The sequence below is a fragment of the Liquorilactobacillus sicerae genome, assembly GCF_029916425.1.
In the GTDB taxonomy this organism is placed as follows: domain Bacteria; phylum Bacillota; class Bacilli; order Lactobacillales; family Lactobacillaceae; genus Liquorilactobacillus; species Liquorilactobacillus sicerae.
In genome coordinates, this window is record NZ_JAHAVQ010000006.1 from 1 (window position 1) to 20,509 (window position 20,509).

Sequence of the window (20,509 nt, forward strand, 5' to 3'; positions counted from 1 at the left end):
ATAGATCATCGGCTTATCATAAACCGGGATCAGTTGTTTTGAAATACCGCGGGTGATCGGATACAAACGTGTTCCGCTGCCACCAGCGAGAATAATACCTTTCATTTGAAATTAACTCCTTACAAAATTTTGTTAACAGATTTATTTTTGCACATTTACCTTTTAAAGTATAGCAGTAATTTAGAAATTGTTCACCTGTTAAAAATCTAGCAAAAGAATATTTTTTTTTTAAAATCTGCCGAACAGCCTTTACTTTCTTAAATTATAGGATTAGTTTTACTTTAAAAGGGTAGTAAGCTAAAATTTTTTCACGATTAACCTAGTATCCAAATATTTGTCTACATTCAAATTAAAGGGGAATTCTTCCGATGAAAATTGCATTTAAACGTGATGGCTTAACTCTGCGCGGAGACCTGGTCATCCCCAGTAATACATTAAAATTAGTTATTTTACTACATGGCTTTACCAGTGATATGGGCTACACTGCCGACTCACTGATCTATCAATTGGCAAAGCATTTTAATCAAGCAGGACTTGCTACTTTGCGCTTTGACTTCAATGGTCACGGAAAAAGTGATGGCGATTTTGAAAATATGACCGTTTTAAATGAACTTGCGGACGCTAAAGCTGCTTTGGATTATGCCCGAGCTATCCCACAAATCAAAAAGATTATGTTGCTTGGTCACTCTCAAGGAGGAGTAATCGCTAGTATGCTGGCAGGCTATTATCCTGATCTGATTCAAAGATTGGCACTTTTAGCCCCAGCTGCGTCGCTAAAAACTGACGCTCAAAGGGGTGTCTTACAAGGTGCTACTTATAATCCAAAACACATTCCAGATCTGCTGACTACTATTAAGCAGAAACAAGTTGGCGGTTTTTACTTGCGAATTGCTCAAAGCCTGCCGATTTTTGAAGTTTCACAAATTTTTCAAAAGCCAGTTTGTTTAATTCACGGAACTAATGATCAAATCGTTTCACCAGTGGTTGCCAAATCTTATGATAAAATTTACCAAAACAGCACGCTCAATCTTTTGAGTGGAGCTGATCATGGCTTGACTGGCAGTGCTCGATCAAAAGTTTTAGAACTGACAACTGATTTTTTTAAGGCTGAGTTAGTCTAGTTCACCCCTTATTTAATAAAGGACTGAGAAAAATGAATAGAGGCAAAAAATTTGGTTTAGGTCTGATTGCAATAGTCCTGATTAGTCTGATTGGTTTCTTAACTTTTAAGAAAATCGATACTAAAGTTGCCGCAAATAACGCTATCCCAACGATTCTTGTTCATGGCTGGGGAAGCAGTAAAGCTGCTGAATATCCAATAGCCAAACAAGCGGCCACTGAAAAAAAGGCCCAATTTGCTTTGAATGTGGTGGTCAAGAGAAATGGGAAAATTAAAATTACCGGCAGTCTGTCGCATAAAAAATATCCAATCATCTTTTTAGTCTTTAAAGATAATCGAGCGGGTGAAAAAAAAGATCTAATTTGGTTGCACCGTGTTATGTTGCGCTTAAAACGGCATTATAACGTTAAAACTTACAATGCAATTGGACATTCAATGGGTGCTTATGTCTTAGTTGCTTACAATGCTAAATATGGCAATCGTTCTCAATTACCCCGTTTGAGAAAATTAGCACTAATTGCTGGACCATTTAACGGAATTTTAAATCTGCATAAAAGCAGTCAACCAAAAAATGGTGAATTGGTAAAATTATGGGATGATTATTATCAGCAAAACTCTTTGCAAAAAGATGGGCTGCCCAAAATTATTCATCCCGAATATCGTTACTTGCTACAACATAAGACAAATTTTCCAACTCAAGCACAAGTTTTAAATATTTATGGTGATCTAAAAAATGGTACTGATTCAGATGGTACAGTCAGTACCATTTCTGTCCGTTCTTTAGCTTATTTATTAAAAAAACAAATTGCTGCTTATCACGAATTAAAAATTACCGGTCGTCAAGCCCAACACAGCAATATGCCACGAAATAATCACCAAGTTATCAATAACGTTGTTAACTTCATTTGGGGAAAATAATTTCTTAGCTACTAAAAAAAGCCATTAGATCAACTGTTATTCCGTCTTGATCTAATGACCTGCTTAAATAATTTTTCAACTGCTTTAAATTAAATTTCTTGTCCTTGGCTCTTAATAACTTTTTGATACCAATAAAATGAATCTTTGCGAATTCGCTCTAAACTTCCTTGGCCTTGATCGTCAAGGTCAACATAGATAAAGCCATACCGTTTGCTCATCTGACCAGTTGAAGCACTTACCAAATCGATGCACCCCCAAGGAGTATAACCCATTAAATTCACACCATCATTTAATGCTCCTAGCATAGCTTTAATATGCTGTCGTAAATAATCGATTCGATAATCATCATGGATCTTTCCAGCAACTGTTAATTTATCAACTGCTCCAAGACCGTTTTCAACAACAAATAAAGGTTTTTGGTAACGACCATATAGTTGATTCAGCGCAATCCGCAAACCAGTTGGATCGATTTGCCAGCCCCAATCACTAGTTTTTAAAAATGGATTTTTAACTCCGCCAACTAAGTTCCCAGCAACATTTTCAGCATTCTGATGCGTTACGTCAGTCACCGTTGACATGTAGTAACTAAAGCCGATATAATCCACTGGATAAGCTGCAATCAATTGCAGATCCTGCTCGGTAATGGTCAACTTTTGCGGATCAACGTGATGCTCACGTAATAGACGGGCCGTTGTTGCCGGATATTTGCCTCGGACTTGAACATCAGCGCAAAAGAAATTCAAATCTTGGTTTACTTTTAAATTAGCCAACTGATTGAGCGGATCTGCATCAACTGGATAACTTGTCGCATATAAAATCATACAACCAATCTTCAAGTTTAAATCAAGCTGATGTGCAAATTTGACTGCCAAGGCGCTGGCAACAAATTGATTATGCCAAGCTTGAAAAATATTAGTAAAATCTTGTGACCCAGTGCTTGGCACCAAGCCTTGACTCATTACTGGAAAATGAAAAGCTGAGTTGATTTCATTAAAAGTCATCCAGTAATGAACACGATCACTATAACGCTTTAAAATAACTTCCGCAAAACGCTGATAAAAGTCGATCAATTGACGGTTTTTCCAACCACCATATTTTTTAGCCAAGTTTAATGGCAGTTCATAATGGGAGATCGTAATAACCGGTTCAATGTGGTACTTCAAGCATTCATCAATCAGCTGATCGTAAAATTTCAAACCGGCTTCATTAGGTGTTGTTTCATCACCTTGAGGAAAAATTCGTGACCAAGCGACGGAAAAACGATAGCATTTAAAACCCATTTCAGCAAATAATTTAATATCATCTTTAAAATATTGATAGTGTTCAATTCCCCGATGATTAGGATATAAATACTTTTTTTCATCAATTTGCCAATCAAAGTCTGGACTGCCAGCAATTGCAAATCTAGCTTTTCCACCAGGAAGTGCATCATCGATGGACGGCCCTTTACCATCCTGATTCCAAGCTCCTTCTAACTGATTAGCAGCCGTGGCTCCACCCCATAAAAAATCTTTTGGAAATTGCGTAATTGGTGTCCCATTGAAAACAGCCATTAAAACTTACCCCTTTCTTGATCTAACTGAACCAATAAACTATAAAGTGCGCCGTAAAGATTGGCACTATTTTCAAATTTAGCTTTTTTAATCTGTGGTCGCGTTAAAGTTTCTTTAACTAATGGTAATTCTAATAACATTTTATCATATTCTTCATTGATTGTTTTGACCAACAGCGGTTGACTACTGATGCCACCACCAATTGCATAAGTTGTTAAATCAACAACACTTTGAATATTTAAAATTAAGTAAGCAACCTTTTGGCAAAACAACTTAAAAATTTTAACTGCTATCTCATTTCCCTGATTGATTTGATCAAAAACAGCAACTCCATCTTTTTTATTCGGTAAACTCAAAACAGTTGCAATTTTTTCAACCATCCCGACTGCCGAGACATCCATACCAACCATTTTCTGATATTTGATTTGCCGATAATTGTTGACCATAAAGCTTAACTCTCCAGCCTGAAAATGACTTCCTGGCAGTAACTGATTATTCAGGATAATTCCTCCGCCAACTCCCGTACCAAGGATAATTGCAGCCGAATTCGGATGATCTTGTAAGACCCCGAGCCACAATTCGGCTAAGGCCCCAGCTTTGCCATCATTTTCAACTCCAACAGGAGTAGGTCCATACTTTTCTTGAATCATTTTTTTAAAATTCATGCCATCCAAATATGGCAACGCACCGCCAAAATAAACGATCCCCTGCTGGGCATCAACCTTTCCTGGCGTACTGATGGCAATTCCAGCAACTTGTGAATAATATTGGGCAACGATTTGATTGAGATTTCTTAAAAAGTCTGCTTTATTATCAGGCGTTACACATTTACTTTTCATGATCAGTCTGCCAGCGCGATCCAACAAACCATATTTTAAGTTCGTTCCGCCAATATCAATACTTAAATAACGATGCATAAGACTCACCTCTGACCTTAAAACTTTTATCAACCAAATCTAAGCTCAAATTGCGAGCAAATTAATTACTGATTATTATTTATTATAATCAATTCAAACGTTTTTAATTGTATAATATACTCAAACTCAGTATTATATTGCACAAAAGAAAGGGCCTTCAAAATGAGTGAGTTGGCAAACCTATTAAAAGAATTCCACATCGCTGCAAAAATATCAATTTTTGTCTACGATGAAAATAAAAAGTTAACTGGTAAATTCAAACAGACCGTTTCTCCCAATTTTCCAGCAAAATTCTTGCATAAAATTGAACCGACATTACCTGCTAAAAGCTGCCGCGTTTTTAATACGAGTAAAAATGAATGCTTCAGTGTCCTTTGTTTACCGTCAAAAAAATATCATTTGCTAGTTTTTTGGTGTAACCTTCAAACGATCACGACTTTAGGCTACTTCCATGATAGCTTTCCCAGTGTCAGTCTGGAAAGGTTGATTGCTAATACACGAATTTTCTATTTTAGTCTGTTCAAACAGTTGCCTGAAATTGACAAACCCGCTTTTATTAATGACCCTGAGCCACTGATAAATGACGACAATGATCAAAAACAAATCTACCATAATAGTTATTATCGAGAATTGTTGATGTTGAAATCTTTGGAAAAAGGAAACCTGGCAGAATTTAAACCTCGCTTAAAAAGCTTTATTGAAAGCGGAACTTTCGGAAAAATGGCCACTGGAAATGAATTACGAAATAGCAAGGACTTATTGATTGCAGCAACGACTCTGTTTACACGTGCAGCGATCAAAGGCGGGATGCATCCTGAATCAGCCTATCAGCTAAGCGATAAATGTGTTCAAAGAATTGAACGCTTAACTCAAATTAATAGTATTGTTGACTTGACTCAAGAAATCGGCGAAATATTTCTTAGTCACATCCGCACCGCCCAAAACTTTTCGAAGGCTACTTTAATTTTTTTAATTCAAGATTATATTTATCAGCACTTAAATGAACCGGTGGATCTCAATCAAATGTCAAAACAGCTGAATTATTCCAAAAATTATCTTTGCCGCATTTTCAAGCAGGCCACTAATCAGACGATCGTTGACTATGCAAATGAGCAAAAGATTCGTGAAGTTCAAAGCCAACTGGTCTTCTCAAATAAATCAATAACTGAAATTGCTGCAATGTTAGGCTTTTATGACCAAAGTTATTTAACCAAGCTTTTTAAAAGATACCTTGGGACTACACCAATCAAGTTTCGCCAAAAATACCATATGTGACTCTGCCAAATTGTGCAAACCTTCTTCAAAATCATAAAAATGTCTCTTCATTCAAGAATTCATTTAACTAAGCTTTGCTGATGGACTTTTAAATAATGGCCTAAGGCGTAAATGAAAATCAAAGCAAAGGCTATGGCACTTAAGATCATAATCCCACGCGGTGTTGATTTTCCAAATAAACTTGACAATAAATTGACAATTGTTGGTGAAACGAAGCAACCAATATTAACTAAAATCAAAACAATCGTAGTTCCTAAATTGATCGAATTAATCGGTGCAGCCCAATCCAACCAGTTATACATATAAGGCACGCCGATTCCAAAACCAAACCCTAAAACGATTATTGAAACAAATAAGAAGGCTAAGTTGCTTGATAATGCCAGTAAAACAAAGCCGAAAGCTACCATTGCAAATCCAATCGGAAAAACTTTATCATGTAAATGTTTAAACAAAATTCCGAAACTAGCTCCAATCGGGATCCCAACTAAAGTTGAAAATCCAGCTATTAAAGCCGCCGTACTACTAGTCCCAAGTCCTTCATCAACAATTAGACTCGGTAATGAATAAGAAACCGGCATATAAAACAAGAAAATCAAAAACATCAGTACCGAAATCAGAACAACCTTGCCATTAACGGTCTGTTTGACCTGATCTGGTGCTGAAACTGAAGTTACAACTGATTTTTTCTTTGGCAAGGGGACAAATAGAATGAATAAAATTAAAGAAGGCACTACCAAAAAGTAAATTGCAAAGGCTGCATGCCAACTGATGGTGACTAAATAACTTAACAGAAATGAAGCAATTGCGGCACCAACACTGCTCATCACATTTTGATAACCAATCATTGAAGCCAGCTCTTCTTCATTACTTTTATAGAACTGTGGAATCAGACTAACAGCCATTGAATTAAACAAACCGATCCCGAACCCAATCAAGAAACGTGAAATCAGAATCGGCAAATAAGCATCAACATACATCGGAAAAGTTCCTGTCACTAAAGTAATTATTAATCCAGTAATAATCGTCGGTTTTTGCCCAAATTGTCGAATCAAAAATGGACTCAGCAATAAACCAATCACGATGCCAAAGTTAGGAACAGTTGCCAAGGTTTCAACACCTGCTTGGTTGACTCCAGGAAAAGCATGAGCCATTAAGGGCAAAGCTGAAGAAATTTGCGGTGCCATCATTAAAAATAGTGAAATTGAAAGCAATGATACTTTAAAAATTAATTTATCTTTGGTTTGCTTCATTTAATTTACCCCCTCAGTTTTTACTTTTTAAGGTGTTTTTTAAAAAACTCAATTTCATCATCATTAGCTTGAGCGGCAATTGGATCTTTTTGATTGATTAAAAAAACATGCGGCCGGGGATGTTCTTGATCACCATATTCTTTAAAAACATGTTCAACCCCTTTGCCAGTTAAAAAACCCGCAAATTTTACTGATGCATCACGAATAAAATCTTGATTGGCAGTTGAAATAAAGGTCGGCAAAAAAGCTGCATTAATGTATTTTTCTGTAGCTAGCAGATCCTTTTGTTTTAATAAAACTTCATCAGTAAAATATCCTTTTACTGGTCCACTAATCATGCCCGGATCAAGCAGAAAAACTGCCGCACTATTTAGTGCCAGCGCGCGAAACTGCAAGTTAGTCAATTTATAACCAAATTTTTGACGATAAATTGGATTTTTTAAAATTGCAACATACTGTTCTGCCATTTGACCACCGGCACTGTCACCTACTAAAAAAACATTTTCTGAATCTAAATTATATTCAGCAGCATGTTGGGCGATCCAACTGATATAGCGATCAACATCATCTAATTCGGCTGGAAAAGTCACTTCTGGCGCCAAACGATAATTGGGGTTAATGAAAGCAAACCCCCTTTTGGCGAGACCTAAACCATAAAACTGATAAGTTTCCTTGGTACCATAACACCAACCACCACCATGGATATTAATAATCGTTGGAATTTTGCCGGTGATATTTTGTGGCAAATAAATATCAAGTAAATTCCATTTTGGATCTGGCCCGTAAGCTAAATCATCAATTCTAGTAACTCCGGGAACTTCCGGTGGCAGGCCAGCATCCCTTTGATCATCGCTTTTTTTCCACTCAGAGCGAATTTTTAAAATCGCAGCCAACACACTTTTTTCAACCATTAATAATTCCTCCTTTTTGAATTCGCTTACATTATAATTGAAATAAAAATTGACTTATATAAAGATCTAAGCCAATTTATTGTAAAATATTAATCTCTTTTCTGGTCTCGATAAAATTTAGAAGCAGTTTTGCCATAAAGTTTGGTAAAGGCCTGATTCATCGTTCTAACTGTCGAAAAACCATTTTTTTGAGCTATTTGTGTTAAGTTACCCTCCCGTCCCAGTAAAGCATAATAAGCTTTTTGTGCCCGAAAGTCGTTGATATATTGTCCAACTGTTATTTCCAAATGCTGCTTAAAAAATTTTGCCAAATACTGCTTTGAAACATTAACTTGTTGTGCAATTTCGGCTAAACTAATTTTGTTTTGATAATTTTTACTAACAAATTCAGTAATTTCCTGAATCCTAGTAACTTCAAACTCCTTAGTTCCTGAAATAGTGTCAGTCTTATCCTGAGACTTCGTAAAATACTCCAATAAGTTCTGCAAAACTTGATTTGATAAAGTTTCCAATCTTAAATTTTTAAATTTATCAGTTGCTTGCAGGTTTTCATAAACTTTAAATAAAAGCGCTTGAAGCTCAACATACATCACTTTTTTTAAATGATCAAATTTACTTGGCTGATTAATATCTATCAATTCTTTCGTAATTTCTGGATACAAACGATTAACATATGAATATGGAAAAATAATTGAAATGGCTTGATTGTCAGCTTTTAATTTCGAAGAGACACTATGAATGACTTGCGAGTTGACAACCAAAATTGTGCCAATGTTAGTCCGAAAATGTTGTTCATTGATTACAAAATCATCAATAGAACCAGAAACGGTAAAAGAAAGCTCGATTCCTTGATGCCAATGCGGCGCAATATAAGTGTTGGTTTCTTTTTCGTTATGTAAATAAAACCAAGCTGATAACGGTTTAGTTGGAATCACAATTTCATGCAGCAATTTCTCTTCAGCCATCTATCCACCTCATTTTTAATTATTGCCATCTCAATCTTAATATCTTATATGCTTTGCCGCCAATCTTTCTGTCCGTTAGTCACCAAATCTTTAGTACTTTCGTGAACCATTCTAACAGCTGCCCAGCAGCCCTTAATAATCATTTTGAATCTTTGCCACCGATGCGGGCAAAACATCAAATTATACCAGGCTTGATCAAGTAAATTTTTACGCCACAACTTTTTTTCAGTCGTAATCATTCGTTTAGTTTTCATCAAGTATAGACAATTCCGAAAAACATAGTATAAGCGAAAAGCGGCAATTATATTTTGACCCCGACGAATCTCGTTTTTCTTCCAACCAAGTTGATGTTTAAGAAAAACATTTTGATCAACAAAAACATGATATCCATATTTTCGTGCCCGCCAGCACCATTCATAATCAACAAAATCAATAAATAACTCTTCTGAAAATAATCCTAATTTAGTAAACATTTGTTTAGCAATTACACTGCCCGAACTGATTATTTCCGGAACCAGTTGGTACTGGTGCTGAAAAACATTCTGTTTGCCTAAAAATGGAACTTTGATCGCTGGTCCAAGGATCGCTGCCTTTTTAGAAGTCATTAAATTATGAAGATCTTGGCATAATTTTAAAATTTTACTTTCGGCTAAAAAACTATCTTGATCTAAAAAACAAAAGTATTTGATTTGTTTTAAGTTTTTAAAAATGTACCTTAAAGCATCATTTTGAGCCTTAGCAATACCAAGATTTCGAGAGTGAGCTAATAGCTTAGCATTAGGTGCTGACCTAAGCAGTTGCTTGATTTGATTAACGTTATGCGATCCATTATCAGAAACAACTAATGAAAAACATCGTTGTAATTGAGGAAGTGTTTTTTTGAGGATACTCAATTTAGGATTGAAAGTGACCATTATAACTGCAACTTCATCATCATTTATTTCTTGCATCGCAAAACTCCTTTGAATATTAATTCACTTATTCTCTCAAGCAATTTAAGCTTTATAAATTTTTAATTTACTTCAATTAATTGTTTTATTAGTTTGTAATACTTACAGGTAAAGATTATCACTTAAAATTAAGAAGTGCAAATTAGCCCTTCGACTCTATTTTTTAATATTTAAACATAACAAATAATGAGCCAAAAAACTCTCAACCATTTTTAAATTATATCGTTTGTAAAACTAAGTTATTAAATCCCTTATCCAGATTAGTTTCAACTTAAAAACTTTTTATTAGGACGATTTCTTATTTCTTTCAACCCTTTTGAAGAATTGTTGAAAAAGTTTTTCCTCCAGCGGATCATTTTGCCAAAGATTTTCTGGATGCCACTGAACCAGTTGAATCGAACCAGCCCGATCTTCTAATCCCTCAATAACCCCGTCTGCTGCTTTCGCTTTTATAAACCTTAAAATTAATAGTTATCTTTACGCTTTAATTTGATTTTTGCTAATCACCCCACTCAAGGCTAACAAAATTACTCCTTGATTCTCCAGTTTGCGGAAGAACTGCAGCTTGCTTAACACCCTTAACTAATTAGCAACTGTTTGACTAACTAGGACTTGATTCGATATAGATTTGACAACTAAATTTTCATTAAAAGCAACTATTACCTAGCTTAGAAAGCTTTGCTGGCCTTTTGATTTTCAAAAGACATAGTATTTTATTTCCTCATTCTACTGTTAAAAATTTTATGTGGTTAATTTTAATTACACCTAAATGTAAGTTCTCACAAATCCGCAATTACTGAATAATTGAAATTTTATCTTTATGAGTTTTATAATTGAACTAACTTTTATCGACTAATGTTTAGGAGAATCGTTATGAATATTGAATCAAAAGTACTATTAGCTGTTCAAAGCTTAATTCAACAATATGGAATTAGAAAATTTACACTCGATCAAGTAGCTTCTTTTTTACATATTAGCAAAAAAACAATTTACAACCATTTCAGCAGTAAAGATCAAATAATCACACTCTACGTGAAGCAAATAATTGATAGTAATTATGCTAAAGTTAAAAATTTAACAACTAGTGATTTACCGTTCTTAGCTAAAATTCGAGCTATTATTCGCGAAGAGCATAGTTATAAATTACCAGTTAGTTCGCTAGAAGATATTAAAAATTATTATCCTGAACTATGGAACGAAATTCAAGAAGTCAAAAACTTTAATATCAAATGTGTTAATCAATTATTGTCGGAGGCTCAGCAAAGTGGTTTTTTAAAGCAAGAAATTGATACTGATCTTCTGTCTTCCTTAATTGAAAAAATTGGTGAATTGGTGATTGATCCTGATTTTTTAATCAAGCATCAAATCACTTCTTCTAAACTGTTGGACAAAATCATTAATACAACGCTTTATGGCTTGATTTCTGATTCGTATCGCGAAAAAAAAAGACAATTTTGAGTAATTTAAATAGACTCACTCAAAAATCATCAACTATCTGATTAACTTTTAAAACAGCTAATCTTACTTATTTTGAGCAACCTGTCGATAAGCCGTCGTCAGATGTTTTTGATTTACAAAAATTTTGACAAACAAGATACTTAGTCCATTGGTTATCGCAAATAAGAAAAAGATCCAAGCCGTCCCCAAAACTACGATCAACTGCGGATAAACTAAACTGATTACAAAATTAGTAATCCAAGTAGTAGCCGTTGAAAGCGACATTAATTTACCCTTGATTTTTTGGGGGAAAATCTCTGCTAGCAGCAACCAGGTAATTGGGCTGACAATCCCTTGATGATTAGCCAAAAAAAGTGCTAAGGTCAGCAAAACTAAAACGTTGGTAACCCCTGTTGAAAAAAGATTTGTCTTCAAGACCAACCCTAAAATCAACAAAAATGCTGCATTTCCAAGCAAACCCAAAACAAACATCAAATGATGATTACTTCGTTCCGTTAACCGTGTTCCATAAATACTGGCAGCCACTGAAACGACCCCAATAAAAATATTGGCATACAATGCAGCATCAACCCCTAAGCCAACTTTTCGTAACAAGATCGTTCCATAATACATGACCGTATTGATTCCAGAAATTTGCTGGATAAAGCCGATCATCACTCCCGAAAATAAAAGATACCGCATAAAATAATTGTTAAAGATATCGCTCCAACTAATGACCTTTTGTGACTGAGACATTTCTTGCTTAGAATGATCAATAAATTTCTGTTCATCCCGAAATCCTAGCCGATTGACCACTTTTCGTGCCTGATGAGGCTTTTGTTTAAAAATCAACCATTTAGGGCTGCTGATCAACCTAAATGAACCGATCCACAAAGCAACTGATGGAACCGCTGCTGAAAGAACCATTATCCGCCAAATATCATGCCAGTTACCCCAAATACTGCCTAAAATTGCATTGACTGTAAAAGCCGCCAGTTGACCTAGTACAATAAAAATCGCGTTTTGATTAACATTGTGACTTCTGACCAAGCGTGGCGAAATCTCAGCTAAATACATTGGCGATAAACTTGATGCACCTCCAACTGCAATGCCTAAAATGAACCTGAATAAGCTCACGAGCCAATAATTAAAAGAAAATGCGCATAAAAATGTTGCTACGGTAAAAATAATTGCGATCAGCCGTAAAGTTTGCTTTCGTCCTAAATGATCAGCTACTCGACCTGATCCCAAAGCACCCAAGCAAGCTCCAATAACCAGCGAGCTGGAAGCGATTCCTTGAGTTGTTGGTGACAAGTTAAGCTGATCTGGTTTACTCATGAAGACTAAGGCTCCATTGATCACACCAGTATCATAACCAAATAAAAAGCCTCCTAAGGAAATCGTATAGACGCAATATTTTAAAAAACTATTTTGCAATCTTTGACTTTTTTTCATTCAAATCACCTTCTTTTTGGTTAAAAAATTTAAAAAAGGTCTGCTGCTTGATACCCGATTAAGTAAAAAGCACCAGAACCTTCGGTAAATTAAATTTCAAACTTAAGATTTAAAAAATGCATTTTCTCTTGGCTGTTAACTCAAATTGGTGTCAAAAAACGGGTAATTATAGCCACATTATTATACATTTCTTACTTATAATTAATTATAGAGCATCAAATGAAACAAATCTATTAATGGGATTTGTCATTAAACGATTTTAGTTGTAAATATCTTACAGTTAATTGTTAAAAAACGATTACTAAATAAGATTTAAGGTATTGGCTTGAAAAGATAACCAAAAAAAGTTTAAACTAGAAAGGTCAAAGTCAACAGCCATTTTTGCCTGTCTACTGACTTAAAATTGCTAAATTAGAGGTGCTATGATATGAAAAGGCCAACACTGAATGATGTTGCCAAACTTGCTGGAGTCACCCCAACTACCGTTTCACGAGTTATCAACAATCGTGGTGCTTTAAGCGATAAAACTAAACAAAAAGTCAAAAATGCAATGGAGGAGCTTAATTACCAACCCAACGCTCTTGCTAGAACTTTATTAAAAGGCAAGAGCAATATTATTGGTTTGATCTTCCCAACTACTGAAAATATTTTTTATGGGCAAATCGTCGCCGAACTCGAAGATCGTTTTTTTAAAAAAGGCTATAAAACTTTTCTTTGCAATAGCAAAAATAATTCAGCCAAAGAAAAAGATTTTGTTCAGATGCTGTTAGCCAATCAAGTTGATGGTTTAATTGTTGGTTCGCATAATACTGACATTCAAACTTATCAGCGAGCCTATTTACCAATTATTTCAATTGATCGAATTCTTGCAGACCAGATAACCGTTGTCAGCAGTGATAATTTTACCGGTGGATTATTAGCTACACAATATTTGTACGATCAAGGTGCCAGAAAAATTGCCCATGTTAATAGCACGCAATCAAAATCAGCTCCTTACAGTTTTGAAAGGAAACAAGGCTATTTTAAATTTATGCAACAAAAGAGTTTGCCAACCAAAGTTTTTGAAATTGATTATGAACTGCCATTTGCTAAGAAAAAGAAAATTGTTTCAAAAATTATCCAAAGGAATCAAGACATCGACGGTTACTTTGTCGCTGATGATTTAACCGCCATCCTTTTTCAAAAACTGGCCGGTGAACATCAATTGAACTTTAAAGTAATTGGTTATGATGGAACCGACTTTATCTGTGATTATGTGCCAGAATTAGCAACTATCCAACAACCGATTGCAAAAATTGCTGAAACTGCTGTTACTGAACTATTGAAGCAAGTCCAAGGTGATTTTGAAGATCCTGGCAAACGCATTAAATTACCGGTTAAGCTCTTGCCACCAAGAACAAAAGCAAATAGGTAAAATCAAAAAAATCTCCGCTTAACCTGAAGTGACCGACAATTAATAACTCGAATGATTGCGGGGCATATCAATAAACAAGGGGAGATTTTTACATTTCTTTATTTATTCGATAACTTGAGCCAAGCGATAGATTTGCAACTGATCGATCTCTGCTTGATCTTGACCAGTTAAAGCCAAACCTAAGTCACTGGTTGGGAAAATTCGACTGGTAAAAGTCGCTTGCCCATGATTGACAAAAATCTCAACTGAAGACTTGTCAACGAAAATCTGCAGATCAAGCTCCGTTAAGTCAGTAACAGCCGCCTTCCTAATTCCATCTGCTTGGTAACGGTTTAAGACTAGTTTTCCTTCTGAACGATCATAGACAAATGACAAGATCGGTTGCTGTTTTCGATCAATCAATTTGAAACCGATCTTTGGCGCTGCCAGTTGCTGCCGCAACGGAATTCTTAACAAAATTTCAGCGGAGTTTCCAGCCAACGTTAGCAATTCTTGCTGACTTTCTAACTGAAAATTATTTTTGCTCAACAAGACTTCTTGTCGTAGACTCTTTAATTCTTCAATTGGCTGCATGGTAACTTGACCGTTTTGAACTCTCAGTTCGCGTGGCAAGGTAAAAGCTCCCGCCCAATTATCCAATTTTTCTGGCATCGGTGTTTGCCACATATTCATCCAGCCAATTGCAACTCTGCGACCATCAGCCGTCTGAAAAGTCTGCACCGCATAAAAATCATGTCCCTTATCCAACTCATTAAAGGCTCCATGGTTAAACTCATTTTTTTGATAATCATACTTGCCAACTAAAGCGCCGGTTTGAAAAACGTTTTGGTATTTATCGCCTTGCGCTTTAATTCCAACCGGTGAAAAAGTCTGCACTGCGCAACCATCTAAGGTAAAAAAATCTGGACATTCCCACATGCTGCCAAGCTCGCCGGCTGAAGTGGCTAAGACGCCAAGATATTTCCAGTGTTTCAAATCAGGTGACCGGTAAATTAAAGTTCGACCGACATTATTGGCAGAACTGCCAACAATTAAATTCCACTCACCATTTTGAAACCATACTTTCGGATCCCGAAAGTTGCGATCGTTGTCTTGAGGTGGCAATGGAATAATTGGATTATCAGCAAATTTGGTAAAATTAATACCATCTTGGCTGAGCGCTAAATTCTGCATCTGGCGAAAGTCAGGAGAAAATGGATCATTATTTTGGGGATCGTCGAAAACATGACCGGTATAAACTAGCGCTAATTGTCCATGATAGTCGACCGCACTGCCAGAATAACAGCCGCCTTGATCAAACTCTTCCCCTGGCGCAAGCGCTACCGGTTGATTCTGCCAGTGAACCATATCGGGACTGGTTGCATGGCCCCAGTGCATTGGTCCCCAATCTTTACTGTAAGGATGAAATTGATAAAATGCATGGTATTGACCTCTAAAGCAGATCAGTCCATTCGGATCGTTCATCCAGCCCAGTGGTGCCATCAAATGGTAGTTTAATCGAAATCGTGAATTAAAATTTTTTTGATGATTCTTAACATAATTCCGTGCTTTTTCTAAGTTTATTTCCATAATTTTTCACCCCTATTTTAAATTACAAAGCTTTGGAAATCCCAATGCAAATCACTCCGACAAACACAAACAACAATCCGATTAGAACTGCCTTTTTTTCTTTCGGTGTTTTGTTTTCTTTTAAGAAAAAAATTCCGCCAATTGTTGAAATCACTAAGCCAAGTTGTGAAAGTGGAAATCCGATTACAACCCCAAAATTATTATTCGAATAAAGCATGATCAAATTGCCCAACGCCCATAAGATCCCAGGAAGTGTCAATTGAAAAGTCTTTTTTGACAATAGCTTCGGTTGTTGATAAGTAATTGCTAAAGCACCAACAACCATTCCCACTGACTGTGGTAAAACAGCATCAAAACTGCTGATACTGAAGAATTTGATCAACATGACATTAGTGATGATGGCAACTGAAGAAATTAAAATGATAATTACACCACTACGTAAATTGCCATGCTCCGCGACATTTTCTGAATAAGAAGTGAAGGTGATCCCAATAATTAAGAGCAATAAAGCTAGCGTTCCGACCATTAAGGCACTTTTAGAAGCCCACTCTTTAAAAAAGATCACGCCTAAAATGCTGGTACCAATCAGTTGCATTCCCGTTGTGATCGGAATCGTCCGTGAAACGCCAACCTTCTTAAACGCTTTCATTTGATAAAGACAGCCTAACGACCAGACACAGCCAGAAATAAAACTGACGAGAACATTCAAAAATGTATAATCATGCGGAGTAAATGGAAAAGTAATCAAAGCAAATACCAAGGCTCCTAATGTCACTCCAAGAGTCTGTTGACCGGTATTTCCACCTAACTTAGGGATTACTAGTGAATATGAGCCCCAAAGGATTGAAGGTACTAAAGCAAGTAACATGTCCATTTAAATCAGCTCCTTTTAAAATTATCAAAGCTTTGACATTTGATAAACGTTTATGTTTTCATTGTAACCGCTTTATATTAATTGTCAATGCTTTGACAATTAATTCTTGTAAATAAAAAGACCTTGAAAAAAATATTTTTCTCAGCCTCTTATATAATTTATTTCAGCTTACTATTCTGGATTCGAAGCTACCAAGCTTAATTTCCCAGTTAAGGTCCATTCGTCGACATCATGCGGCAAGATAAAGTTGGTACCTTTCTTGATTTCATAGGCCTGCTTGCCCACTGTCAAGGTCCCCGCTCCAGCAATTACCGAGGCCAAAACATACGGCCGTTGACCACGCTTTAAACTCAACTTATCAGTAACATCCCATTTGTAAACGGAAAAATATGGTGAAACTGGTGGCTCCACTAAAGTCGTGATCGTCGATTGACCAATTTTTTTAGACTTGATATTCAATACCGGCTCTTTGAAAGGTACATCCGTCACATCAATCGATTGCTGCAAATGCAATGCACGTTTTTGGCCCGTCTTTTGGTCGACTCGATCATAATCGTATAGCCGATAAGTTGTATCCGAACTTTGCTGGGTTTCAATGACTTCAATTCCCTGATTCAAGGCATGGATCGTCCCACTGGGAACAAAAACAAAGTCACCAGTTTTGACGTACTTCTTACGCAAGAGCTGATCCCAATCACCATTTTCAATCATTTGGCGCAATTCAGCACGAGTTTTAGCATGATGACCATAAATTAAATATGCACCAGGTTCAGCGTGCAAAACATACCAGCATTCTGTCTTGCCTAATTCACCTTCATGAACTTGAGCGTACTGATTATCAGGATGGACTTGAACTGACAGACTAGCTTCAGCGTCTAAAAACTTGATCAGCAATGGAAAAACTTTTGATCCAGGATTGCCAAATAGTTCTGGCTGAGCAACATAAACATCTGGCAGCAACTGACCTTTAAAGCGGCCGTTAATAATTTGGTTTGGCCCGTGCGGATGGCCAGAAATCGCCCAGCATTCACCAATCCTGCCGGCTGGCAACTGGTAACCAAAATCCTTTTCCAATAAGCGGCCGCCCCACAGTTTTTCATGGAAAACAGGTTTTAAAAATAGTGGTTCTGACATTTTTTTCTTCCTTTCTAATCCTGAAAGTTTACTAAACTGCTTGATCCAATTCATTTTTTTATCCATCATAATTTTAACACACTCCTTCAAAAAACATTAACAGAATTTATTGATTCAATTAAGTAAGGTTATTTTAAAAAGCCTAAATATTTTCCTAATATACCAATGATAAAGATTACGACGATAATTAATAATGGATTAACACCCTTTTTTAATAACCATGATACAAATAAAGTTAAAATAAGCGCTAACATCCCTGGCATCACAGAATCCAGAATATTTTGAACAGTTGTCGTCTTTCCCTTGATCTTAGTTACAACAATTGGAATATCAATCGTCGTCCATTTGCAAACTAATGCCCCCATCATGAAGAGTCCAACAATTGCTGCACCTCGAGTTAACTTCCTAATCCTATCTCCAACCATGTCGCGAATAATTTTATTTCCTTTAGAGTATCCGTAATCTAACAAGTACCATTTTGTTGTTAAGCGAATTGAATTGATCGCAATAAAGAAAATTATTGGACCCAATATACTACCACTCATTGCTATTCCAGCTCCCAAGGCTGCTAAAACTGGCCGAATCGTTCCCCAAAACAAAGGATCGCCAACTCCAGCTAGCGGACCCATCAAGCCAATTTTCATGGCAGCAATTGCCGTTCCGTTAACTTCTCCACCATTGGCTTTTTCCTCCTCCAGTGCAGCCGTTACGCCAAAAATTGGAGCAGTCAGCCAAGGATGCGTATTAAACCATTCAAGATGTCTTTTTAAAGCTTCGTTGCGTTCCTTTCCAGGTGCATAAAGTCTTTTAATTGCTGGAATCATTACGAAACAAAAACCCAAATTTTGAACACGTTCAAAGTTAAACGAACCAAGCAAAAACCAAGAACGAATGTACATATCTATCAAATCCTTTTTTGATAGTTGCTTTTTTTTATCTTTTTTCTCGAGATTCAAAGGACTTCCTCCATTCACTTAATTGTCCAAATCGTCATCATCATCGTCTTCACCGACTGAAAAATCTTGGGTTTTGAGCTTTTGTGGTGAACGATATTCAAGCTGTAAATATAAAATAGCTAAAATCAAACCCAAACCGCCAAACCCAACTAAATTAAAATTGGTAAAAGCTGCAAATAGAAAGCCTAAATAAAAAAAAGGCTTTAAATCTGGTAAGTCCATCATATTAATAACCATCGCATAACCTACTACAACAATAATTCCTCCACCGATCTGCAAACCGTCACTGATTACACTCGGTATATTGTTAATATATTCTTCAACAGTTTTCATATTCAAAATCATGACACCCGCAGTCGGTATCATGACTCTGAAAGCTTGAATTATCATCGCTAAAACATGCATTGTTTCAATCAAATGATATTGACCTTTTTTGGCAAAGACATCAGCCTGATGAACTAAAAAAACTGTAAAAGTTCTAACAAAAATCGTCAATACTTGACCAGCTGCAGCAAGTGGAACAGCAAGCGCAATTCCATCACCGATTGAAGCATGTGTTGTAATAACTACCAGAGTTGTAATCACTGACGATAAAGCTGTATCCGGTGAAATCGAAAGACCCACATTCATCCAGCCAAGTGCCATCATTTCAAGCTGACCGCCTAAAACTATTCCTATTTTCAAATCACCTAATACCAGTCCAATTAATGGACAGACAACTAATGGACGGTGCATTTGTCCTTCATCAAGAACTGATCCAACTCCTGCAATACCCGCAATTAGCAATATCAGTATAGTTTGACAGGTATTCATTCTTATCCCTCCATTGATTTGAGGTCATTTATGATGATTTTGCAAAATCCTTAGAAAGTCACGTTTTGAATCACTTGGAAGCTGTCTTAGTTCTAACTTAACTCCTAATTCATTAAGCTTCATAAATGCTTTAATGTCTTTAGCAGTAACACTAACCGACTCAGTTAAATGTAACTTTCCTTGGTCAAATCGCATTCCTCCAACGTTCACGGATTTGATCAAAAGCTGATTTTCAACAATTTCAAGAACTTCACTTGGGTTACCAAAGAGTAGTATAGCAGAGGTCGATTGATACTTAGGATTGTTAAAAACCTTAATCATTTTTTGTGGTGAAACAACGCTTGCTTTAATATTTGACGGCGCAACAGATAGTGTTAAAATTTTTCGCATTGGATCGTTTGCAATTTCTTGACTAACGACAATGATCCGATCCACCGGATAACTTTTGATCCATTTGGTTAGAACCTGTCCATGGATAAAACGATCATCAATTCTGACAAGCTTAATTTTCATGATAAATCATCCTCTGCTTTAGTACCTTGATTAAAAACTGGCTTTCTGATCTCCTCTGAAAACATTTTTAGTCCCTTTGAGTTATAATTTTTCAAGTGATGTGCCAATTGAGATGCACTTAAGTCCAGTTCATGCTGCAAATTCAAAGCTTCAAGCAAAATTGGCAAGTTGACTCCTGTTAAAACTTCAATATTCTTATGACCATAAGCTAATTGAATCGCTGCATTATATGGGCTACCACCAAAAATATCAATTAAAAACAAAACCTCTGTTTGCGGTGGAAATTCTTTTAATTTCTGACGATAATGATTTTTTAAGTCCTCTATTCCCTCTTTATTCTCAAATGATATGGCTGTCAAATTTGGATGATCACCATATATCATCCCAGCTGCTTCAGCCATACCAGCAGCAAATTTTCCATGTCCAGCGACAATGATTTCAATCATACTTTTCCACCTTCAATTTTAAAGTCATCTCTAATTCAG

20 protein-coding genes are annotated in these 20,509 nt (G+C 36.2%); 5 read left to right on the forward strand and 15 right to left on the reverse strand.

What is annotated here, in order from left to right:
- Positions 1-105: sugar phosphate nucleotidyltransferase (locus KH893_RS05190; protein ID WP_263851258.1), on the reverse strand; the 105-nt coding region annotated here is incomplete at its 3' end.
- A 263-nt stretch (positions 106-368) separates the two neighbouring features.
- Between KH893_RS05190 and KH893_RS05195 the strand changes: the two genes are divergently transcribed.
- Complete coding sequence (locus KH893_RS05195) at positions 369-1,121, forward strand: alpha/beta hydrolase family protein (RefSeq protein ID WP_281165090.1); 753 nt, start codon at positions 369-371, stop codon at positions 1,119-1,121.
- A 32-nt stretch (positions 1,122-1,153) separates the two neighbouring features.
- On the forward strand, positions 1,154-2,038 hold the full coding sequence (locus KH893_RS05200) for an alpha/beta hydrolase (RefSeq protein ID WP_281165091.1): 885 nt from the start codon (positions 1,154-1,156) through the stop codon (positions 2,036-2,038).
- 89 nt (positions 2,039-2,127) lie between these two features.
- Here KH893_RS05200 and KH893_RS05205 read toward each other — a convergent pair whose 3' ends face one another.
- Positions 2,128-3,591 carry a glycoside hydrolase family 1 protein gene (locus KH893_RS05205; protein WP_281165092.1) on the reverse strand — a complete coding sequence of 488 codons (1,464 nt, stop codon included), beginning with the start codon at positions 3,589-3,591 and terminating at the stop codon, positions 2,128-2,130.
- Positions 3,591-4,508, reverse strand: coding sequence for an ROK family protein (locus KH893_RS05210; protein WP_281165093.1), 918 nt, complete (start codon positions 4,506-4,508; stop codon positions 3,591-3,593). Before KH893_RS05210 ends, KH893_RS05205 begins: the two co-directional genes overlap by 1 nt.
- A 162-nt stretch (positions 4,509-4,670) precedes the next feature.
- On the opposite strand from KH893_RS05210, the gene KH893_RS05215 reads away from it, so the two are divergent.
- Positions 4,671-5,783: a helix-turn-helix transcriptional regulator gene (locus KH893_RS05215; protein ID WP_281165094.1), complete on the forward strand. Its 1,113-nt coding sequence runs from the start codon at positions 4,671-4,673 to the stop codon at positions 5,781-5,783.
- 59 nt (positions 5,784-5,842) lie between these two features.
- Here KH893_RS05215 and KH893_RS05220 read toward each other — a convergent pair whose 3' ends face one another.
- From KH893_RS05220 to KH893_RS05235, 4 genes are all read right to left on the reverse strand, one after another.
- Positions 5,843-7,033: an MFS transporter gene (locus KH893_RS05220; RefSeq protein WP_281165095.1), complete on the reverse strand. Its 1,191-nt coding sequence runs from the start codon at positions 7,031-7,033 to the stop codon at positions 5,843-5,845.
- Between the two features lie 20 nt (positions 7,034-7,053).
- The gene (locus KH893_RS05225) at positions 7,054-7,944 is read right to left on the reverse strand and encodes an alpha/beta hydrolase (RefSeq protein WP_281165096.1); all 891 of its coding nucleotides are present in this window, start codon (positions 7,942-7,944) and stop codon (positions 7,054-7,056) included.
- An 89-nt stretch (positions 7,945-8,033) separates the two neighbouring features.
- Positions 8,034-8,909, reverse strand: a complete 876-nt coding sequence (locus KH893_RS05230; protein WP_281165097.1) for an AraC family transcriptional regulator — start codon at positions 8,907-8,909, stop codon at positions 8,034-8,036.
- Between the two features lie 44 nt (positions 8,910-8,953).
- Complete coding sequence (locus KH893_RS05235; protein WP_281165098.1) at positions 8,954-9,859, reverse strand: glycosyltransferase; 906 nt, start codon at positions 9,857-9,859, stop codon at positions 8,954-8,956.
- An 873-nt stretch (positions 9,860-10,732) separates the two neighbouring features.
- Here KH893_RS05235 and KH893_RS05240 point away from each other — a divergent pair.
- The gene (locus KH893_RS05240; RefSeq protein WP_281165099.1) at positions 10,733-11,317 is read left to right on the forward strand and encodes a TetR/AcrR family transcriptional regulator; all 585 of its coding nucleotides are present in this window, start codon (positions 10,733-10,735) and stop codon (positions 11,315-11,317) included.
- 63 nt (positions 11,318-11,380) lie between these two features.
- Here KH893_RS05240 and KH893_RS05245 read toward each other — a convergent pair whose 3' ends face one another.
- Entirely contained in the window at positions 11,381-12,751 is a 1,371-nt protein-coding gene (locus tag KH893_RS05245) for a sugar porter family MFS transporter (RefSeq protein WP_281165100.1), read from the reverse strand.
- A 427-nt stretch (positions 12,752-13,178) separates the two neighbouring features.
- Between KH893_RS05245 and KH893_RS05250 the strand changes: the two genes are divergently transcribed.
- Positions 13,179-14,165, forward strand: a complete 987-nt coding sequence (locus KH893_RS05250; RefSeq protein WP_281165101.1) for a LacI family DNA-binding transcriptional regulator — start codon at positions 13,179-13,181, stop codon at positions 14,163-14,165.
- Between the two features lie 102 nt (positions 14,166-14,267).
- On the opposite strand, the gene KH893_RS05255 is transcribed toward KH893_RS05250, so the two are convergent.
- The 7 genes from KH893_RS05255 to KH893_RS05285 form a co-directional block, all read right to left on the reverse strand.
- The gene (locus tag KH893_RS05255; RefSeq protein ID WP_281165102.1) at positions 14,268-15,734 is read right to left on the reverse strand and encodes a glycoside hydrolase family 32 protein; all 1,467 of its coding nucleotides are present in this window, start codon (positions 15,732-15,734) and stop codon (positions 14,268-14,270) included.
- Positions 15,735-15,756: 22 nt separating this feature from the next.
- A complete protein-coding gene (locus KH893_RS05260) occupies positions 15,757-16,608 on the reverse strand; it encodes a GRP family sugar transporter (RefSeq protein WP_281165103.1) in 852 nt (283 codons plus the stop codon).
- 171 nt (positions 16,609-16,779) lie between these two features.
- Positions 16,780-17,742, reverse strand: a complete 963-nt coding sequence (manA, locus tag KH893_RS05265; RefSeq protein ID WP_281165198.1) for a mannose-6-phosphate isomerase, class I — start codon at positions 17,740-17,742, stop codon at positions 16,780-16,782.
- A 128-nt stretch (positions 17,743-17,870) separates the two neighbouring features.
- Entirely contained in the window at positions 17,871-18,698 is an 828-nt protein-coding gene (locus KH893_RS05270) for a PTS system mannose/fructose/sorbose family transporter subunit IID (protein ID WP_281165104.1), read from the reverse strand.
- Positions 18,699-18,716: 18 nt separating this feature from the next.
- Positions 18,717-19,511: a PTS mannose/fructose/sorbose transporter subunit IIC gene (locus KH893_RS05275; protein ID WP_281165105.1), complete on the reverse strand. Its 795-nt coding sequence runs from the start codon at positions 19,509-19,511 to the stop codon at positions 18,717-18,719.
- Positions 19,512-19,535: 24 nt separating this feature from the next.
- Positions 19,536-20,024: a mannose/fructose/sorbose PTS transporter subunit IIB gene (locus tag KH893_RS05280; protein ID WP_281165106.1), complete on the reverse strand. Its 489-nt coding sequence runs from the start codon at positions 20,022-20,024 to the stop codon at positions 19,536-19,538.
- Positions 20,021-20,470, reverse strand: coding sequence for a PTS sugar transporter subunit IIA (locus KH893_RS05285; protein ID WP_281165107.1), 450 nt, complete (start codon positions 20,468-20,470; stop codon positions 20,021-20,023). Before KH893_RS05285 ends, KH893_RS05280 begins: the two co-directional genes overlap by 4 nt.
- Between the last annotated feature and the right edge of the window lie 39 nt (positions 20,471-20,509).

Excerpts from the sequence above, each read along its gene's own strand:
- KH893_RS05250 (WP_281165101.1), top strand. The coding sequence starts at position 13,179 with ATGAAAAGGCCAACACTGAATGATGTTGCCAAACTTGCTGGAGTCACC.
- KH893_RS05275 (WP_281165105.1), bottom strand. The coding sequence starts at position 19,511 with ATGAATACCTGTCAAACTATACTGATATTGCTAATTGCGGGTATTGCA.
- KH893_RS05230 (WP_281165097.1), bottom strand. The coding sequence starts at position 8,909 with ATGGCTGAAGAGAAATTGCTGCATGAAATTGTGATTCCAACTAAACCG.
- KH893_RS05210 (WP_281165093.1), bottom strand. The coding sequence starts at position 4,508 with ATGCATCGTTATTTAAGTATTGATATTGGCGGAACGAACTTAAAATAT.
- KH893_RS05245 (WP_281165100.1), bottom strand. The coding sequence starts at position 12,751 with ATGAAAAAAAGTCAAAGATTGCAAAATAGTTTTTTAAAATATTGCGTC.
- KH893_RS05220 (WP_281165095.1), bottom strand. The coding sequence starts at position 7,033 with ATGAAGCAAACCAAAGATAAATTAATTTTTAAAGTATCATTGCTTTCA.
- KH893_RS05240 (WP_281165099.1), top strand. The coding sequence starts at position 10,733 with ATGAATATTGAATCAAAAGTACTATTAGCTGTTCAAAGCTTAATTCAA.
- KH893_RS05260 (WP_281165103.1), bottom strand. The coding sequence starts at position 16,608 with ATGGACATGTTACTTGCTTTAGTACCTTCAATCCTTTGGGGCTCATAT.
- KH893_RS05255 (WP_281165102.1), bottom strand. The coding sequence starts at position 15,734 with ATGGAAATAAACTTAGAAAAAGCACGGAATTATGTTAAGAATCATCAA.
- KH893_RS05195 (WP_281165090.1), top strand. The coding sequence starts at position 369 with ATGAAAATTGCATTTAAACGTGATGGCTTAACTCTGCGCGGAGACCTG.
- KH893_RS05285 (WP_281165107.1), bottom strand. The coding sequence starts at position 20,470 with ATGATTGAAATCATTGTCGCTGGACATGGAAAATTTGCTGCTGGTATG.
- KH893_RS05205 (WP_281165092.1), bottom strand. The coding sequence starts at position 3,591 with ATGGCTGTTTTCAATGGGACACCAATTACGCAATTTCCAAAAGATTTT.
- KH893_RS05215 (WP_281165094.1), top strand. The coding sequence starts at position 4,671 with ATGAGTGAGTTGGCAAACCTATTAAAAGAATTCCACATCGCTGCAAAA.
- KH893_RS05280 (WP_281165106.1), bottom strand. The coding sequence starts at position 20,024 with ATGAAAATTAAGCTTGTCAGAATTGATGATCGTTTTATCCATGGACAG.
- KH893_RS05200 (WP_281165091.1), top strand. The coding sequence starts at position 1,154 with ATGAATAGAGGCAAAAAATTTGGTTTAGGTCTGATTGCAATAGTCCTG.
- manA (WP_281165198.1), bottom strand. The coding sequence starts at position 17,742 with ATGTCAGAACCACTATTTTTAAAACCTGTTTTCCATGAAAAACTGTGG.
- KH893_RS05225 (WP_281165096.1), bottom strand. The coding sequence starts at position 7,944 with ATGGTTGAAAAAAGTGTGTTGGCTGCGATTTTAAAAATTCGCTCTGAG.
- KH893_RS05235 (WP_281165098.1), bottom strand. The coding sequence starts at position 9,859 with ATGCAAGAAATAAATGATGATGAAGTTGCAGTTATAATGGTCACTTTC.